Genomic DNA, 15,610 nt, shown 5'->3' with positions numbered 1-15,610 from the left:
ATGTCACATGGGTTTTACCACAATGATAAACCGCAAATTAGCCATTATTATTCCCACGTTAAACGAAAGCGAATTTATTATTTTTACTTTAATCGCGTTGCAAGAATGCCGAGAACAGGGGCATTGTATTATATTGGTGGATGGTGGCAGTTCTGATGCCACGCTCAGTTATGCGCGGCCGTGGGTGGATGAGATGGTGATTTGTACGCCACCCCAGCGAGCGCGACAATTGAATGCAGGCGCGGCTGCGGCGAAAAATTGTGATTATTTCCTGTTTTTACATGCCGACACGGTGTTGTCCGCGCCTATTTTGTTGCAACAGATTTTGCCTGAATTTGAAGCACAACAGAGGGCGTGGGGCTATTTTTCTGTGCGTTTATCGGGGGATAATTGGCGATTGCGTGTAGTCGAATACATGATGAACCAGCGGGCGTGTTGGACGGGGATTGGCACGGGGGATCAAGGCTTGCTGGTGACACAACAAGCCTTTGCGGCGGTGGGTGGTTTTCCTGAAATTGCGCTGATGGAAGATGTGGCGATTTGCGCGGCTTTAAAGCGACAACAGCCGCCACATTGCCTGCCTATGCGGGTTTTGACTTCGTCGCGGCGGTGGGAACGGCAGGGTATCAGTAAGACAATTCTGCTTATGTGGACGTTGCGCCTTGCCTACGCGCTAGGTGTATCACCCGACTATTTACGCCAATGGTATCGTTAAAATACGAATTTTAATACACCTTCGCTATCTAAAAACGGCTTTAAATTCTTATAAAGAAACAAATAATCATTTTCAGGTTCTAACGCTTTCAAGGCGTGTGGTAAACCATAATCGACGTAGAAAATAACGCCTTTTGTGGTGATTTGAAAACGCTTTAAATAATCAGGATCGATTGCTTCATTTACAGTGCTAATAAAGGCTTTAGGCGTATCGCCAAAATCGCTGGCGACTTCTTTCGCCCGTTCTTTAATGCGGCGCGTCACAAACTTCCCTAATTCTTTTTGAAATGGTTTAATTTGATTAGCGGCTAAAAAATCTTCTTTGGTCAATAAACGACCGTCGCTTAAATCAAAATTAAGATATTCAATGTGTTGGCTAGGATATGCTCCCATATATTCTACGGTCAGCATTAATGACAACAGGCCATTGTCATGATAAGTCAGGTGATAATCAATGCCGCTATATTCAGCTAATTCAGGATTGCTGGTTAATAAAGCCTCATCAAAAATAGTTTGCAATAAAGAGGCTGCCGTAGCGTTTTCCGCAGGTGCATTTTCCAAAATCGGTAATAACACTTCTTTTACCAAAGATTGGTTAATTTTTTCAGCCACTGCGGCATCTTCTAATTCAATCACGGGAAAGCGATAATTTTTCACTTCCAAAGTATCAATAGCCGCACTTTGCGCATAGCTATTTAAAGCAGAGAATAACAGCGAAATGATGAGTAATAAACGCATGTTTTTTTTGGGTCTCCTTTTGGTAGAAAAAAATAATAATCTGTCTCAAATAAACAAATTAATGCCGATGACAACCCGGCAAAATAAAATAAAATTCACTGCCATGTCCAAGTTGACTATTTACTCCGACTTGGCCGCCTAAACGCTCCACAATTTGCTGCACAATCGATAAACCTAAACCGTGACCATCCACTTTTTTTGTTTGTTCTAAACGATTAAATGGTTTAAATAATGTAGCGGTTTCTTCCTTAGATAAGCCAGGCCCATTATCGCGCACCCAATAGCGAACATGTCCATTTTCTTCTGGAGTCGCACCTAAACGCAATTTAGGCGGCGATCCTCCATATTTTAAACCATTACTAATATAATTCACCCAAATTTCCTCTACCCACGGCGCATAACCCAACGCATTTGGACAATAAGCAGGCAATTCAATCACACCATGATAACGTTTAATAAATAAATCTAAACGCTGCTCAATCACCGTGTGCATAATAGACAACATATCTAATTCAATAAGCTGCACTGTTTTTTGTCGAGAAACTCCTGCTAATAATAACAGTGCATCAATAATATTAACCGCTTGTTGTCCCGCTTGACGAATAAAACTTAATTCCCTTAATTGTCGTTCTGAAGGAGTTTTATTCGGTGACAACGATTCTAACAATAAATCCGATAGGCTAATAATAGCACTCAAAGGATTTTTTAAATCGTGAGAAACCGTGTGTGCATAAGCATCTAATTCTCGATTGCGTTGCATTAATTGCTGCTGGGCTTGGCGTAAAGATAATTGTGTGGTTAAACGAGCCAATACTTCCTCTTGTTGAAAAGGCTTAGTGATATAATCGACTGCGCCCGAATGAAAGCCTTTTACTTTATGCTCTATATCGGTTAAAGCCGTCATAAAAATAATCGGAATCTCTGCGGTAATGGTTTGCTGTTTTAAATGATGGCACACACTAAAACCATCTCGACCGGGCATCATCACATCCAATAAAATTAAATCCGGTAAGGCATATTCTGCGGTGGCAATGCCATCTTCGCCATCGTAAGCCACTAAAACCCGAAAACCCGCTTGACATAAAAAACGATGCAATACATTAATATTATCGGGAACATCATCGATAATTAAAATAGTCGCTTGTGGCTTAGAAAAATGTGCAGTATCCATTACAAATAACGTTCAGCAATGTGACGAAGTTGTTTTTTCTGTAGCGGATTGAGCAGTAAATAAAGTGGCGCAATCGCTGCTTTTTGTTCGGGGAAATCTTTTTCTAAATGATTTAAAAAATCACGAATCCCTTCAATATCTCCCCGCAATGTTAAATCATATAAAATGGCAGCTTGTTCAGAAGATAATTGAATCTCTATTGTTTTATTCTCAATATTTTCAATAGTAAAATTAGATAATAGGGTATTTTCAATTTTATCTAACCATAAAGTAGAATCATCGGCAATCGGTGATAAGGGAAGAGAAAAAGAAAAACAAGAACCTTGATTTAATTCGCTTTTTAGGTGCAATTTTCCGCCCATTTTTTCAATTAATTGTTGCGTAATAGACAAACCCAAACCTGTGCCTTCTGCGCGGTACTGTTGTTCTCCAACTTGTTGAAAAGGTTGAAAAATAAGCGTTTGATCCGCTTCTGCGATACCAACCCCCGTATCGATGACCGCAAAATGCAATTGTTCAGTCCCTTGCACCCGCGAAATGTGCAGCGTCACCGCACCACGATGGGTAAATTTAACCGCATTGCTCAACAAGTTAATTAACACCTGCCGTAGCCGTTTCTCATCCGCATAAATTCGACTGGGTAAATCATCAGCCAATTCACAAATAAAATCAATCCCTTTTTGTTGTGAGCGCAGACGAAATAAATCCGTTAAATCTTGTAAAAAGCGTACCAGTAAAAATTCATTAAAAACTAATTCGATTTTTCCCGCTTCTATTTTTGCTAAATCTAATATATCATTAATTAAAGTCAGTAAATATTCACCATTGCGGTGAATAATATTAATTTCTTCTTTTTGCCTATTATTTAATGTGCTGTCATTATGTAAAATTTGAGTATAACCCAAAATAGCATTTAATGGTGTGCGCAATTCATGACTCATATTGGCTAAAAATTGACTTTTAGCTTGATTGGCAATTTCAGCGGCTTCTTTGGCTTGTTGCAACCTAAATTCGGCTTGTTTTCTTTTGGTAATGTCTTCAACAAAAGTAATAAAATGATCGGCTTCTCCTTCTGGATCGCGCACGCAATAAACCGCAATGCTGGTATAAATACATTGACCATCACGGCGAATATAACGTTTTTCTAAAGAATAACTGTCTATTTCTTTACTGACTATGCGTTGAAATTGCATAATATCTTCGCGCACGTCCTCAGGATGAGTATAATCCGTCCATTTCATTTGCAATAATTCAACGCGACTATAACCAATAATTTCGCAAAATCGATCATTAACTTCGATTAAACCATAATTAATCGAACGGGTCTGCATTCCAATTAAAGGTTGTTCAAAATAACGACGCAATCGTTCCTCATTTTGTTTTAATGCTTTCTCTGTTTTTTTCCGTTCGGTGACATCGGTAATAATTGAAACAATTGCGGCTAATTTCTGTTCATTATCCCATAAAGGTGCCGCCCAAATACTTCCCCAAAATAAAGAACCATCTTTACGAATAAAGCGTTTTTCTAATTGATAGGTTTCAATCTCTCGATTCATCAATGATTGGCGGCATTGTTGACTGATTTCAATATCAGCAGGAAAAGTAATTTCTCGCCAATTTTTATAAATAAATTCCGTTTCAGAATAACCGATCATTTCCAGCCAACGACTATTGACTTGAATATGATTACCATATTGATTTGTTAAGGCAATGCCTACCGCCGCATTATTAAAAATTGCTTTAAAGCGTTGTTCACTATTTTTTAAAGCGGCTTCAGCTAATTTTCTTTCAGTAATATCCCGTACAAAAGCACACACAAATTCTTTGCCTTTAAATGCCAAATAATTAACGGTGACTTCAATGGGAAATTGTCCGCCTGTGCGCCGCGTTCCTGTGCTTTCATAAGTAAAAGAAACGGCTTGTTTAATTTCAAACCACATCACATCCCATAATGGTTGTGGGATATTATTATCAATATCACTGACCCGTAATTTTAATAGTTCTTTTTCTTCATATTTAAACTGTTCACATAAAGTATGATTCACATATAATAAACGCCCATTAGGATCAATCCATTGCACACCTTCAGCAGCTTGATCTAAAGAAAATTTAGCCAAACGCAACATTTCTTCTTCCCGTTTTCTCTCAGTAATATCACGGTGCATAAATACCCAATGACTATAATCTCCATGCCAATCAGTGAGCGGAAAAGTACGTACTTCCAACCAAATCAATTGGTTAGTCTCTTTTTGCACTTGCAATTCAATTTGAATCGGTTGCCAATTCAACATGGCTTGATTTAATTGTTGTAATGAGCGCAAATTAGCCGAAATGGTGCGTTGTAAATGTGGGGGAGCTTTATCTAAAATTTGATCTAAACTATATCCTATTAATTCGGTAAAAGCATAATTAATATAAATAATGCGTGGTGTGGTATTGGTTAATGGTTCTGCTTCAGTAATCATTACCGCATCATTAGAATGCACCACGACCGACTCCATTAAGCGCAATCGCTGCTCCGTCATTCGCCGTTCCATGATTTCATGTTGTAATTGATCATTAGCGGTTTGCAATTCACTCATGCGATGGCGTACTAATTCTTCTAAATGGTCTCGGTATTGTTTTAATTCAGATTCAATTCGTTTATGATGGGTAATGTCAATCATGCCAATTTGAATGCGCAAATTATCGTTATATTCCTCCTCTTGATCTAAGCAAACCATTTGTAACTGCACGCTAATTAATCGCCCATCAGGACGTAAAAATTGCAATTCACATTCAACGCTGCTTTTCTCTTGGATCATGTGTTGAACATAAGCGCGATAATCGTTTAAATATTCTCCACGCATAAATTGCTGTAAATTTTTACGTTTTAACAACCAACGATCATAGCCTAATAACTCAGCCGCTTTTAAATTTAATTCTAAAATAACGCTATTTTCATCACAGGTAATGTAAGCAATCGGTGCAAATTCATATAATTGCTGATAATCATAATAAGCCTGCTCTAAACGCCGTTGAGATATTTGCAATTCTTGATTTTGAATTTCTAATTCATTTTGATGTTCTTCTAATTGCATTTCATGTTTTTTTTGCATACTGACATCACGAAAAACATGAATCATTAATGCCACATTTCCCGTATCATCAAAAAGCCGAATCACAGTGGCTTGTAAAGGCAATTGTCCCAATTTAGGATGTTTTAATTCTAATTCAAAACAAAATCGCGTATATTGATCAGGATGTGCCGTGACTAATTTAGGCAATATTTGTTGTGTTTGGGCATGGGTTTGTACAAAATAGGATTTTGACACCCAATCATTTAATTGATCGGTCAATAAATCTTGCATTAACGCATTATTAAAAATAGACTCGCCTTGTGAATTATAAATGCTAATTGCTTCAGGTAAAGCATTTAATACTTGATGCCAAATTAATTCTTTATTATCAATTTGTTGTTGCACTATTGCATGTCTCAATCCCACGCCAATATGCGGAGCTAATTGATGCAATAAATTCCACTCTTCGGGCTTAAATAAAGCGCGACGCAGTAAATAAAGCCATGCTTGAGGTTGGGTGGTATTGGGTAAGATAATGGGCAGGCAAAGATGGCTTTCATTGGCTTTAGGAGAATCGGTAATGTGCCATTGCGCATTAGATTCCCATAATTCGGGACTATTTTGATAAAGACAGAGTTTATTTTTCTCAAAAGCATGGTTTAAAATGGTGTGTGGCAATTCATAAGTCTGCCAATGTAGCGGATGAATCGGAGTGTGCGTATAACATTCACGAGAATCAATGACCACTTGCCAACCATGAGGCGATTTATGTAAAACAACGCAGCGAGAACTACAACAGCTTTCACAACCAAAACGAGCCAACCTGTACAAAAAATCAGGAAAATGGGACTCGCTCGTGAGAAAATAAGCTGTCGATAATACAGTATCCGCCGTCAATCGCGGTAATGGAGAGGGTATTGATGTATTCAATTGTACAAGAAAACGTGGGTTAAAAGTGAGTTATTTTGAACAATGTGCTTGTGATCGCGATTAAATTCAATGGTGCAAGCGGGAGAGCGTAAATGTAGCTTTCTTATGAGAAACATGGGACAATATCGTTTAAAAGATAGAATTATCTCTTTGTTCTGAAATAAAGACAATACTTAATAAATAATGATTTAATAAATGGAAAATTCATGATGACACGATTGCAGCAAATGCACAGCCCATTGGCTTGGTTTTTAGTCCTTACAATAGCCCTAATTGCTATTGTGGGTGTTCCATTACTTAATTTGACGGTGGAAGCAAATTCATCTTTTCATTTACCTGATTATGTGATTCCTTTATTGGGTAAATTTCTTTGTTACGCGCTTGTTGCATTAGCGATGGATTTAATTTGGGGTTATGCGGGTATATTAAGTCTGGGGCATGGGGTATTTTTTGCGTTGGGTGGCTATGCGATGGGGATGTATTTGATGCGTAGCATGTCGGGTTTAGGCGTGTATCGCAGTGAATTGCCTGATTTTATGGTGTTTCTTGATTGGAAAGAATTGCCTTGGTTTTGGTATGGATTTGATCATTTTGGTTTTACCCTATTAATGGCTTTATTAGTGCCGGGCGTATTGGCTTATATTTTTGGTTTTTTAGCGTTTCGTTCGCGTATTAAGGGCGTTTATTTTTCGATTATTACTCAAGCCATGACATTTGCTTTAATGTTATTATTTTTTCGCAATGAAACAGGTTTCGGTGGTAATAATGGTTTAACCGATTTCAAATTTATTTTAGGCTATTCTTTACAAGATCACCACACGCGCATTGCTCTGTATATGGTGACAGCGATTGTTTTATTTCTTAGTTATTTATTATGTCGTTGGTTAGTGACCAGTAAATTGGGTCGGGTATTGATGGCGATTCGAGATGCGGAAAGTCGAGTGATGTTTTGTGGTTATAATCCTTTGCATTATAAGTTATTTGTTTGGACATTTTCTGCGGTATTGTGTGGTTTAGCGGGGGCGTTATATGTGCCGCAAGTAGGGATTATTAATCCCGGTGAAATGATGCCTGCGAATTCGATTGAAATGGCGATTTGGGTGGCTGTTGGGGGGCGTGGAACTTTGGTGGGCGGCTTGATTGGTGCAGGCGTGGTAAATGGTGCTAAAAGCTGGTTTACCGTGGCTTATCCTGATCTTTGGTTATATTTCTTAGGTGGACTTTTTATTTTTGTCACGCTATTTTTACCGCGTGGCATTTGGCATAAAGATAATCTTTTCTTTATGAGATGGTTTAAACAACGTTCATCGTGAGTTAAGTTTTGGAGAAATGCACATGGCTTTGATTACGCAATTATCTCAATTAGATTTGCAAGGCACTTATAATTATGCCGATTATTTAACGTGGCGATTTGATGATGCGGTTGAATTAATTAAAGGCAAAATTATGCCCATGTCGCCCGCGCCTAATGTGAAACATCAGATTTTATCTCGGAATTTTTTACTAAAAATTGGTGTTTATTTAGAAGAAAAAAAGTGCCAAATTTTTCACGCGCCTTTCGATGTTAAATTGTACGATCATAAAAAATCCATTTTATCTGATCAGGAAATTTATACGGTAGTGCAACCTGATTTGTGCGTCATTTGCGATCCAAAGCGATTAACGGAACAAGGATGTCATGGTGCGCCGGATTGGATTATTGAGATTCTTTCTAAAGGCAATTCTAAAAAAGAAATGCACATTAAATATCAACTTTATCAAGAAAGCGGTGTGTTAGAATATTGGTTAGTTTATCCTTACGAGCAGGTGGTGCAACAGTTTTTCTTAAATGAAGAATCCAGACAATATCAATTGATTGCTATGTATTCAAGTGAAGATATGGTCACTCCTGTTTTATTTCCTGAATTAAAGATTGATTTGGGGAAGGTGTTTGTGGATTAAGCGGTGAAATATAATGAGTATTAAATCATAAATTTTTTGGTAAAGAAAATGGAAATAAATAATATTTTAACAGGTGATAGTTTAACTATTTTAAAAACATTGAAAGATGAAAGTATTGATTTAATCTTGACTTCGCCTCCTTATTTTCAACAACGAGATTATGGTAATGGTCATTTAGGTATTGGAGGAGAAAACAGTGAAGAAAAATATTTAGAAAATGTATTGGCTGTTTTTTTTGAATGTGTGCGGGTGGCGAAACCAACGGGTTGTATTGTTTTTAATTTGGGAGATAAATATATTAATGGAGGTCTGTCTTTACTTCCTTATAAATTTGCTATTAAAGCATTGGAAAGTTCACAATTATTTTTGATTAACCAAATCACATGGGCAAAATTAAATCCTACACCTAGACAGGATAAACGCAAATTAATACAAGCCACAGAACCTTTTTTTATTTTTGCTAAATCAAAAGATTATTATTTTGATCTCAGTAATTATTTAAAGCATTTAGATGATCTGAATAAAGCAAATAAAGGTAAACCCAGTGAAAAATTGGGCAAACAATATTTTGATTTAATCGAAAAATCTGACTTGAATGAAGCACAGAAAGAAAATGCTCGAAAATCGCTGCAAGAAGCGATTTTAGCCGTTCATAAGGGAGAAATTGACAGTTTTAGAATGAAAATTAAAGGTCTTCACAAAGAAGCTTATGGTGGTATGGAAGGGGGAAGAAATAATCAAATTCGCAATCATGGTTTTACTATCATTAAAATTTTAGGGAATAAGCTGAAGAAAGATATTATAGAAAGTCCTGTTGAAATAACAAAAGATAATGCCCATCCTGCGGTTTATCCGTTATATATTGTTCAAGAATTGATAAAATTATTGAGCAAAGAAAACGATATTATTCTTGATCCTTTTTGTGGAAGTGGCACAACGTGTTTGGCCGCTAAAAATTTAAACCGTCATTATTTGGGCATAGAAATTAAACCTGAATATGTTGAATTGGCTAATCAACGATTAAAACAAGTTGATTTTATGCAAGAATTATTTTTATGAGAGAAGAAGAAATTTTAGAAACGGCTTATCAAAATGCAAAGACATTAGATTTTAATCAAATTTCACCAGTCGTGAAACGTGATATTGATGTGTTAATGGATAAAATTAGCAGTAATAAATCTTTAATTTCGGCTTTAGTAACAAGCCTTATGAAAAAAATACTTGAACCTCAACAAGATATTCGTTTACATAGAACAGAGAAAAATGATGGCAGTGGTTTTATTGGAGGTTATTCAGCCAGAACATTAGACACAAAATATACCATGCCATTTTTTAAAAATTATTTTCCCAGATATGCCAATAAAGAAAGTTCATTTTTAACGCTTTCATTAAGAGCAGAAATCAAGTGGAATAAAAAAGAAGGACAGCATCTTAAAATTAGAAACAAACAACTTAAAGAAAGTTTTTTAAATATTTTTGAACAAGTTGAAGAAAATAATGCCAATCCAACGGATTATTTACAGTATATTTTTGCCAAGTTAATTGCTTTGTCTCAAGCAGAATATGACGTTTTTCATACCGTCCAAATTCAAGCAAATCGTGCAAACTATTTAAATATTTATTTGATTGTTGAAATGCTACAAAAGCATTTTGAGAGCAAGCAAAGTTCTCGCTTGCCTGTAATTGCTATTTATTCTATACCAATTTTTTCAGAGTCGTATAATAATACTTTTCAAATAGGAGAGAATAATGAACAAAAGATATGAAGATTTAGAAGAGTTAATGTCAACAGGCGAAGCGAGAGAAGTGAAGCGAGCGATGGCAGTAAGAATGTCTTTGCTTGGTTTTGTGCGTGCGGAAGCGGCTTTAGCGTGTTGTGTCAGTGTGCAATTTGTGGATAAATGGAAAGCCATTTATTTAGCGTCAGGGGTGGAAGGATTAAAGTTAGCGTATAAAGGCTCGCCAGGGTATTTAAAGCCGCGTGAACGAGAAGATGTGATTAATTGGATACAAGAAAAGAAGACAATAACAATAGAGGAACTAAAGAGATACTTAAAAGAGGAGTATGATGTTTTCTATTCTTCAAATACTTCTTATACTAAATTATTAGAAGAAGCGAATTTAAGTTATAAGAAGACACACAAAGAGAATTCGGCAAAAGATGAGGTAAAAGTAGAAGCTAAAAAAAAAAGAGATTAAGGATTTAATAGATAAGGAGCGTGAACAGATAGAAAGTGGAGAGGTAATGTACTGGATGCAAGACGAAAGCCATCAGTTGTGGGGAGATATTTGTGGTTATGTTTGGTCGAAAAAAGGAGAAAGAACGTCAATAAAGATGAGTAATTATCGCACTTCTCAAACGTGGTATGGAGCGGTGAATATTTATACGGGAGAATTTATTTTAGATAGAGCAAAGAAAGCCGATACAAAATATACGATAGACTTTATTAACTGGCTCATTTACAGACATAAAGAAGCCCGTCATGTGATTATTTGGGATGGTGCAAGTTATCATCGTTCTGAAGGTTTAAGAACTTATTTAGAGAAATTAAATGGGGGATTTCCAGAATCAGAATGGAAAGTTCGTTTATTAAGATTTGCGCCCAATGCACCAGAGCAAAATCCAGTCGAGGATATTTGGCTTCAAGGTAAGAATTGGGTCAGAAAGAATTTTCATCGTCTATCAAGCTTTAAAGAAGTCACTAGTATGTTTGAGACCTTTTTGTCAGGTAAAGTGTTTAAGTTTAATAAAATTAAACAGTATCTTATACCTAATGTCTAGGTAGATATAAAAACTTAATTTGTTTTTATATCTCACATAATTTTGGTATATTTATCAAATATTAATGACTAAATTTGAAAGATACGAAGATAAAAAATTGCTTCCTTTGCAAGTACATACTTCTCCAGATAAACATGGTTTTGGTGATATTGAAATTTATACACCCGATAATCAGCCATTTGAAATCATAGAAATTAAACATAATGTAGCGATTGATAAATATTTGGTTTTTGACATTGTCAAAAAGACACAAAATATTCCTGTAAATCGTTATTATATTTTAACAACTTTTGTAAAAAATCTTAGTAATTTTGAAACAGAGCAAGTAGAAAAAGAAGTTGTTGATTATCTCACAAAGATTAAACAAGCATTAGGTTTGGATATTATTGTTAATGGTATTATTAGTTCTCTTAAATACTATTTGCGTTTTATTGATAATTATGATGAATTTATACGCATTTATACTGAAAATTTAATTATTGATGCTGAAAGTTCTACCGAAGTTAAAGCATTTCACATAGATGATTGGCAAAAAATTTTACAAAAATATGGAATTAAAAAATAAACTCCTGTAGATAATGATCACCCCATTCCCTTTCCTCGACCTCACAATATCATAATAAAATCCTGAAACATGCGACTGAGTAAAATAAAATTAAATGGCTTTAAATCATTTGTAGAGCCTACGACATTACATTTTCCTAGCAATCGAGTGGGCGTGGTTGGCCCAAATGGCTGCGGCAAATCTAACGTAATTGACGCGGTTCGTTGGGTGATGGGCGAAATTTCTGCGAAAAATCTGCGCGGCGGCGCAATGATCGACGTGATTTTTAACGGCTCTGGCACCCGCAAACCCGCAGATGAAGCCGCTGTAGAATTGATTTTTAGCCACGCCAATTTGCCCCAATTTCCCGATTTATCAGAAATTTCTGTGAAACGGGAAATTAATCGCAATGCCCAATCCACTTATTATTTAAATGGAATTAAATGTCGTCGTAAAGACATTATGGATTTATTTTTAGGAACGGGATTAGGGCCAAAAAGTTATGCCATTATTGAACAGGGAATGATTTCCCGAATGATCGAGGCAAAACCTGAAGAATTGCGCCTGTTTTTAGAAGAAGCCGCTGGCATTGCAAAATATAAAGAACGCCGCAAAGAAACTGAACAAAAAATGCAACAAACCCGTGATAATTTAGCACGGTTAAACGAGTTACAACAAGAGCTACAAAAGCAACTGGATAAATTACAAAAACAAGCCAAAGAAGCCGAACGTTTTCAACAACTCAAAGTCACTGAACAACGATTAAAAGCCGAATTACTGGCCATGAAATGGTTGGCACAGGACACTATTGTTCAAGAAAAACAACATTTTATCCAACAATATGCAGAAAAATTACAAGATGATCTGCTGGCTTTGGATCAATTGGAAGACGAACATCAACAACAGCGCGAACGTCGGCAACAAGCCCAACAACATTTAGAAGTGGTACAAGAAAAATATCACCACTTGCAACGCGAAATCAGTCGCCTCGAACAAGCCATTGAACATGGCAATGAACGACATGAACAGTTGCGTTGGGACATTGAACAAGCCGAAGAAACGCGGGCAAAAACTCAACAAGAATTACAACAAGATGAAGAACAAGTTGATGATTTAATTAAAAAAATTGAGAATAGCAGCCGACAATTAAGCCAATATCAAGCCGCAGAAGAACAAGCTGAATCTGTATTGCAACAAGCTGAAACCGCTTGGCAAATTTGGCAGCAACAATGGGATGCGTTTAACGAACGCGCTCAAGAACCGACTCGACGCGCTGAAGTACAACGCACCCATTTACAGCATTTAGAACAACGTTTAGAACAACATCGTCAACGTTTACAAAAGGTTGAAGCCGAAAGACAACAAATTGATACCGCAGGAGTCCAAACTGCGCTCGCGGCTTTAGAAGCTGAAATTGGTGAAATTCAACACGCCCAACACGCCGCTGAACAGGCTTTATTGAATTACCAAAATGAGGTTAATGTTTTACGTGAAAATATCCAAACGCAGTCCGCTAAACACCATCATGACAATACTCAAGTACAACGTTTAACGGGCTTATTGTCTTCATTGGAAGCCCTACAAAATGCGGCTTTAGACCGCCAAAACAGTGACTTATCGGCTTGGTTAAGTGTGAATCGTTTGGATAATGCACCGCGTTTAACACAACGTTTACAAGTCGCCACAGGCTGGGAACGCGCTGTTGAGCTGGTGTTAGGTGATCGTTTACAAGCGTTATGTGTGCAAACGCTAGAAGAGTGGCAAAATGCACTTAATACTCCGCCACAAGGGGATTTAGTGTTACTTTCTGCGCAAAATAATCCTGCTTTATTGCCCAATAGTGCGACATTACCGCTTACACCATTGTCTGACAAAATTAAATCGCCTGTGGAATTGACGGATGTGTTGGCTGGGGTGTGGACGGCGGCGGATTTGGCAGAGGCACAGCGGTATCGTTCACAATTGGCCGCGCACGAATCCATCGTGACAGCGCAGGGGATTTGGTTGGGTCGTAATTGGTTGCACAGTCGCCAAGTCGTTGATCCTAAAGCCAGTATTTTGGCACGGGAACGGGAAATTAATCAATTAGCCCAGCAATTAACCCAATTAGATCAACAAGTTTTAACCCAAACTCAAGCATTAGAACAACAACGCGGCCAACTTCGGGATAATGAAGCACTACGAGACGAAACACAAAGACAAGTTAATGAGTTACAACAGCAGTTATCCCAAATCCGCTCCCAACACGGTGGAAGACAAGCCCGTTTAGAGCATTTACACGCCCAATCTCAGCGTTTACACGAAGAAAAAGAAGAATTATTGCAATATATCGCCGAAGAAGGCGAGGAATTGATGCACACCCGCGATACTTTGCACCTTGCGCTGGCGGAAATGGAGCAATTTGCCGATGAACGCGATCAATTGACGCAACAACGTCAACAATTGCAAGAAGCGGTGTTGCAAGCCCGCCAACAGCATCAGCAAATTAAAGGCGAATGTCATCAGATTGATGTCCAATTGCAAACCTTTAAAACGGAACAAATTCGCGTGGATCAAGCCATTTCTCGCTTAGAAACGCGGATTGAAGAATTAACCGATCAATTACACGATTTACAGCACACTTTACGTCGTCAAGTTGATCCCTTGGGAACGTTGACGCAAGAATTAGAGAATTATCAAGAACAACACGCCCAATTAGAAGAACAATTAACCCAAGCTCGCCAAACCATTACGCATTTAGATCAGCACATTGAAGAATATGAAATAAAACGCCGTCAATTGTCTGCTAATACCCTAGAATTGCGCAATCAATTAGAGCAAGCGAAAATGGAAGCGCAAAGCAGTGAAGTGCGCCGACAAACCTTTGCTGAACAATTGGCAGAAATCCGCTTGCCTTTAACCGAAGAAACAACAGATTTAGCAAAAAATACTGAACCTCAATCGCCAGAATTAACAACTGAATTAGGGGAAATATTAGAAAATATTTCTGTTGAACCTAAAGAACAATTTTACACGCCCAGCGCGATTGTTTTATTGTCACAATTACCTGAACATGCCGATGAAGAAAGTTGGCAGGCGCAAATTGATGCGGTGGCGCGGAAATTAGATCGCATTGGCTCGGTTAATTTAGCCGCATTAAATGAATTTTCTGAACAAGAAGCACGCAAACACTATTTAGATACGCAATCGGCTGATTTAGAGTCCGCATTAGACATGTTGACCAATGCCATTAATAAAATTGATCGAGAAACTCGCCAGCGTTTTAAAGCCACTTTAGAAACGGTAAATCAAAATATGCAATTAATGTTTCCGCGTTTATTTGGCGGGGGCGAGGCGCGTTTGGAATTGGTGGGCGATGATTTATTAAAAGCGGGCGTAACGATTATGGCACGCCCACCGGGTAAGCGTAATAGCACGATTCATTTATTGTCTGGGGGAGAAAAAGCATTAACGGCAATTGCCTTAGTTTTTGGCATTTTTGAATTAAATCCTGCGCCGTTTTGCATGTTAGATGAAGTGGATGCGCCTTTAGATGATACGAATGTGGGGCGGTTTTGTGCCTTGGTTTCTTCTATGTCTGAGCGATTGCAATTTATTTTTATTACCCACAATAAAATTACGATGGAAATTGCCGATCAATTAATTGGCGTGACGCAACAAGAATTAGGTGTTTCTCGCCCTGTTTCTGTTGATATTGCGACCGCAGTGGATATGGTGGCTTAATTGACTCT

Annotated in this window: 12 protein-coding genes; 9 read left to right on the top strand and 3 right to left on the bottom strand. The window is 37.5% G+C overall.

Annotation, left to right across the window (positions count from 1 at the left end; genetic code table 11):
- Positions 1-22: 22 nt before the first annotated feature.
- The gene (locus TPSD3_RS14720) at positions 23-715 is read left to right on the top strand and encodes a TIGR04283 family arsenosugar biosynthesis glycosyltransferase (RefSeq protein WP_086489296.1); all 693 of its coding nucleotides are present in this window, start codon (positions 23-25) and stop codon (positions 713-715) included.
- On the opposite strand, the gene TPSD3_RS14715 is transcribed toward TPSD3_RS14720, so the two are convergent.
- Genes TPSD3_RS14715 through TPSD3_RS14705 form a run of 3 tightly spaced genes read right to left on the bottom strand, consistent with a single transcriptional unit; the run spans position 712 to position 6,612 of the window.
- Entirely contained in the window at positions 712-1,452 is a 741-nt protein-coding gene (locus tag TPSD3_RS14715; RefSeq protein ID WP_086489295.1) for a hypothetical protein, read from the bottom strand. The genes TPSD3_RS14720 and TPSD3_RS14715 overlap by 4 nt on opposite strands.
- 58 nt (positions 1,453-1,510) lie before the next feature.
- Positions 1,511-2,623, bottom strand: coding sequence for an ATP-binding response regulator (locus tag TPSD3_RS14710; RefSeq protein ID WP_086489294.1), 1,113 nt, complete (start codon positions 2,621-2,623; stop codon positions 1,511-1,513).
- Positions 2,623-6,612 (bottom strand): PAS domain S-box protein, encoded by a 3,990-nt coding sequence (locus tag TPSD3_RS14705; RefSeq protein ID WP_086489293.1) that lies wholly within the window; start codon positions 6,610-6,612, stop codon positions 2,623-2,625. The genes TPSD3_RS14710 and TPSD3_RS14705 overlap by 1 nt, the downstream gene beginning before the upstream one ends.
- A gap of 206 nt (positions 6,613-6,818) precedes the next feature.
- Here TPSD3_RS14705 and urtC point away from each other — a divergent pair, with 206 nt between their 5' ends.
- The 8 genes from urtC (at position 6,819) to smc (ending at position 15,602) form a co-directional block, all read left to right on the top strand.
- Complete coding sequence (urtC, locus tag TPSD3_RS14700; protein ID WP_086489292.1) at positions 6,819-7,925, top strand: urea ABC transporter permease subunit UrtC; 1,107 nt, start codon at positions 6,819-6,821, stop codon at positions 7,923-7,925.
- A gap of 22 nt (positions 7,926-7,947) precedes the next feature.
- Positions 7,948-8,553, top strand: a complete 606-nt coding sequence (locus TPSD3_RS14695) for a Uma2 family endonuclease (protein ID WP_086489291.1) — start codon at positions 7,948-7,950, stop codon at positions 8,551-8,553.
- Positions 8,554-8,601: 48 nt separating this feature from the next.
- Positions 8,602-9,612 carry a DNA-methyltransferase gene (locus TPSD3_RS14690; protein ID WP_086489290.1) on the top strand — a complete coding sequence of 337 codons (1,011 nt, stop codon included), beginning with the start codon at positions 8,602-8,604 and terminating at the stop codon, positions 9,610-9,612.
- Complete coding sequence (locus tag TPSD3_RS14685) at positions 9,609-10,319, top strand: hypothetical protein (RefSeq protein ID WP_086489289.1); 711 nt, start codon at positions 9,609-9,611, stop codon at positions 10,317-10,319. The genes TPSD3_RS14690 and TPSD3_RS14685 overlap by 4 nt, the downstream gene beginning before the upstream one ends.
- Entirely contained in the window at positions 10,303-10,752 is a 450-nt protein-coding gene (locus tag TPSD3_RS14680; protein WP_086489288.1) for a helix-turn-helix domain-containing protein, read from the top strand. Before TPSD3_RS14685 ends, TPSD3_RS14680 begins: the two co-directional genes overlap by 17 nt.
- A 55-nt stretch (positions 10,753-10,807) precedes the next feature.
- On the top strand, positions 10,808-11,335 hold the full coding sequence (locus TPSD3_RS14675) for a transposase (RefSeq protein ID WP_176329890.1): 528 nt from the start codon (positions 10,808-10,810) through the stop codon (positions 11,333-11,335).
- 64 nt (positions 11,336-11,399) lie between these two features.
- Complete coding sequence (locus tag TPSD3_RS14670) at positions 11,400-11,900, top strand: hypothetical protein (protein ID WP_086489286.1); 501 nt, start codon at positions 11,400-11,402, stop codon at positions 11,898-11,900.
- A gap of 69 nt (positions 11,901-11,969) precedes the next feature.
- Positions 11,970-15,602 carry a chromosome segregation protein SMC gene (smc, locus tag TPSD3_RS14665; RefSeq protein WP_086489285.1) on the top strand — a complete coding sequence of 1,211 codons (3,633 nt, stop codon included), beginning with the start codon at positions 11,970-11,972 and terminating at the stop codon, positions 15,600-15,602.
- The last annotated feature ends 8 nt before the right edge of the window (positions 15,603-15,610 follow it).

The sequence above is a fragment of the Thioflexithrix psekupsensis genome (assembly GCF_002149925.1).
In the GTDB taxonomy this organism is placed as follows: Bacteria; Pseudomonadota; Gammaproteobacteria; order Beggiatoales; family Beggiatoaceae; genus Thioflexithrix; species Thioflexithrix psekupsensis.
This window is presented reverse-complemented; position numbering and strand designations above follow the sequence as displayed.

Excerpts from the sequence above, each read along its gene's own strand:
- TPSD3_RS14695 (WP_086489291.1), top strand. The coding sequence starts at position 7,948 with ATGGCTTTGATTACGCAATTATCTCAATTAGATTTGCAAGGCACTTAT.
- TPSD3_RS14685 (WP_086489289.1), top strand. The coding sequence starts at position 9,609 with ATGAGAGAAGAAGAAATTTTAGAAACGGCTTATCAAAATGCAAAGACA.
- TPSD3_RS14690 (WP_086489290.1), top strand. The coding sequence starts at position 8,602 with ATGGAAATAAATAATATTTTAACAGGTGATAGTTTAACTATTTTAAAA.
- TPSD3_RS14720 (WP_086489296.1), top strand. The coding sequence starts at position 23 with ATGATAAACCGCAAATTAGCCATTATTATTCCCACGTTAAACGAAAGC.
- TPSD3_RS14710 (WP_086489294.1), bottom strand. The coding sequence starts at position 2,623 with ATGGATACTGCACATTTTTCTAAGCCACAAGCGACTATTTTAATTATC.
- TPSD3_RS14675 (WP_176329890.1), top strand. The coding sequence starts at position 10,808 with ATGCAAGACGAAAGCCATCAGTTGTGGGGAGATATTTGTGGTTATGTT.
- urtC (WP_086489292.1), top strand. The coding sequence starts at position 6,819 with ATGATGACACGATTGCAGCAAATGCACAGCCCATTGGCTTGGTTTTTA.
- TPSD3_RS14715 (WP_086489295.1), bottom strand. The coding sequence starts at position 1,452 with ATGCGTTTATTACTCATCATTTCGCTGTTATTCTCTGCTTTAAATAGC.
- TPSD3_RS14680 (WP_086489288.1), top strand. The coding sequence starts at position 10,303 with ATGAACAAAAGATATGAAGATTTAGAAGAGTTAATGTCAACAGGCGAA.
- smc (WP_086489285.1), top strand. The coding sequence starts at position 11,970 with ATGCGACTGAGTAAAATAAAATTAAATGGCTTTAAATCATTTGTAGAG.
- TPSD3_RS14670 (WP_086489286.1), top strand. The coding sequence starts at position 11,400 with ATGACTAAATTTGAAAGATACGAAGATAAAAAATTGCTTCCTTTGCAA.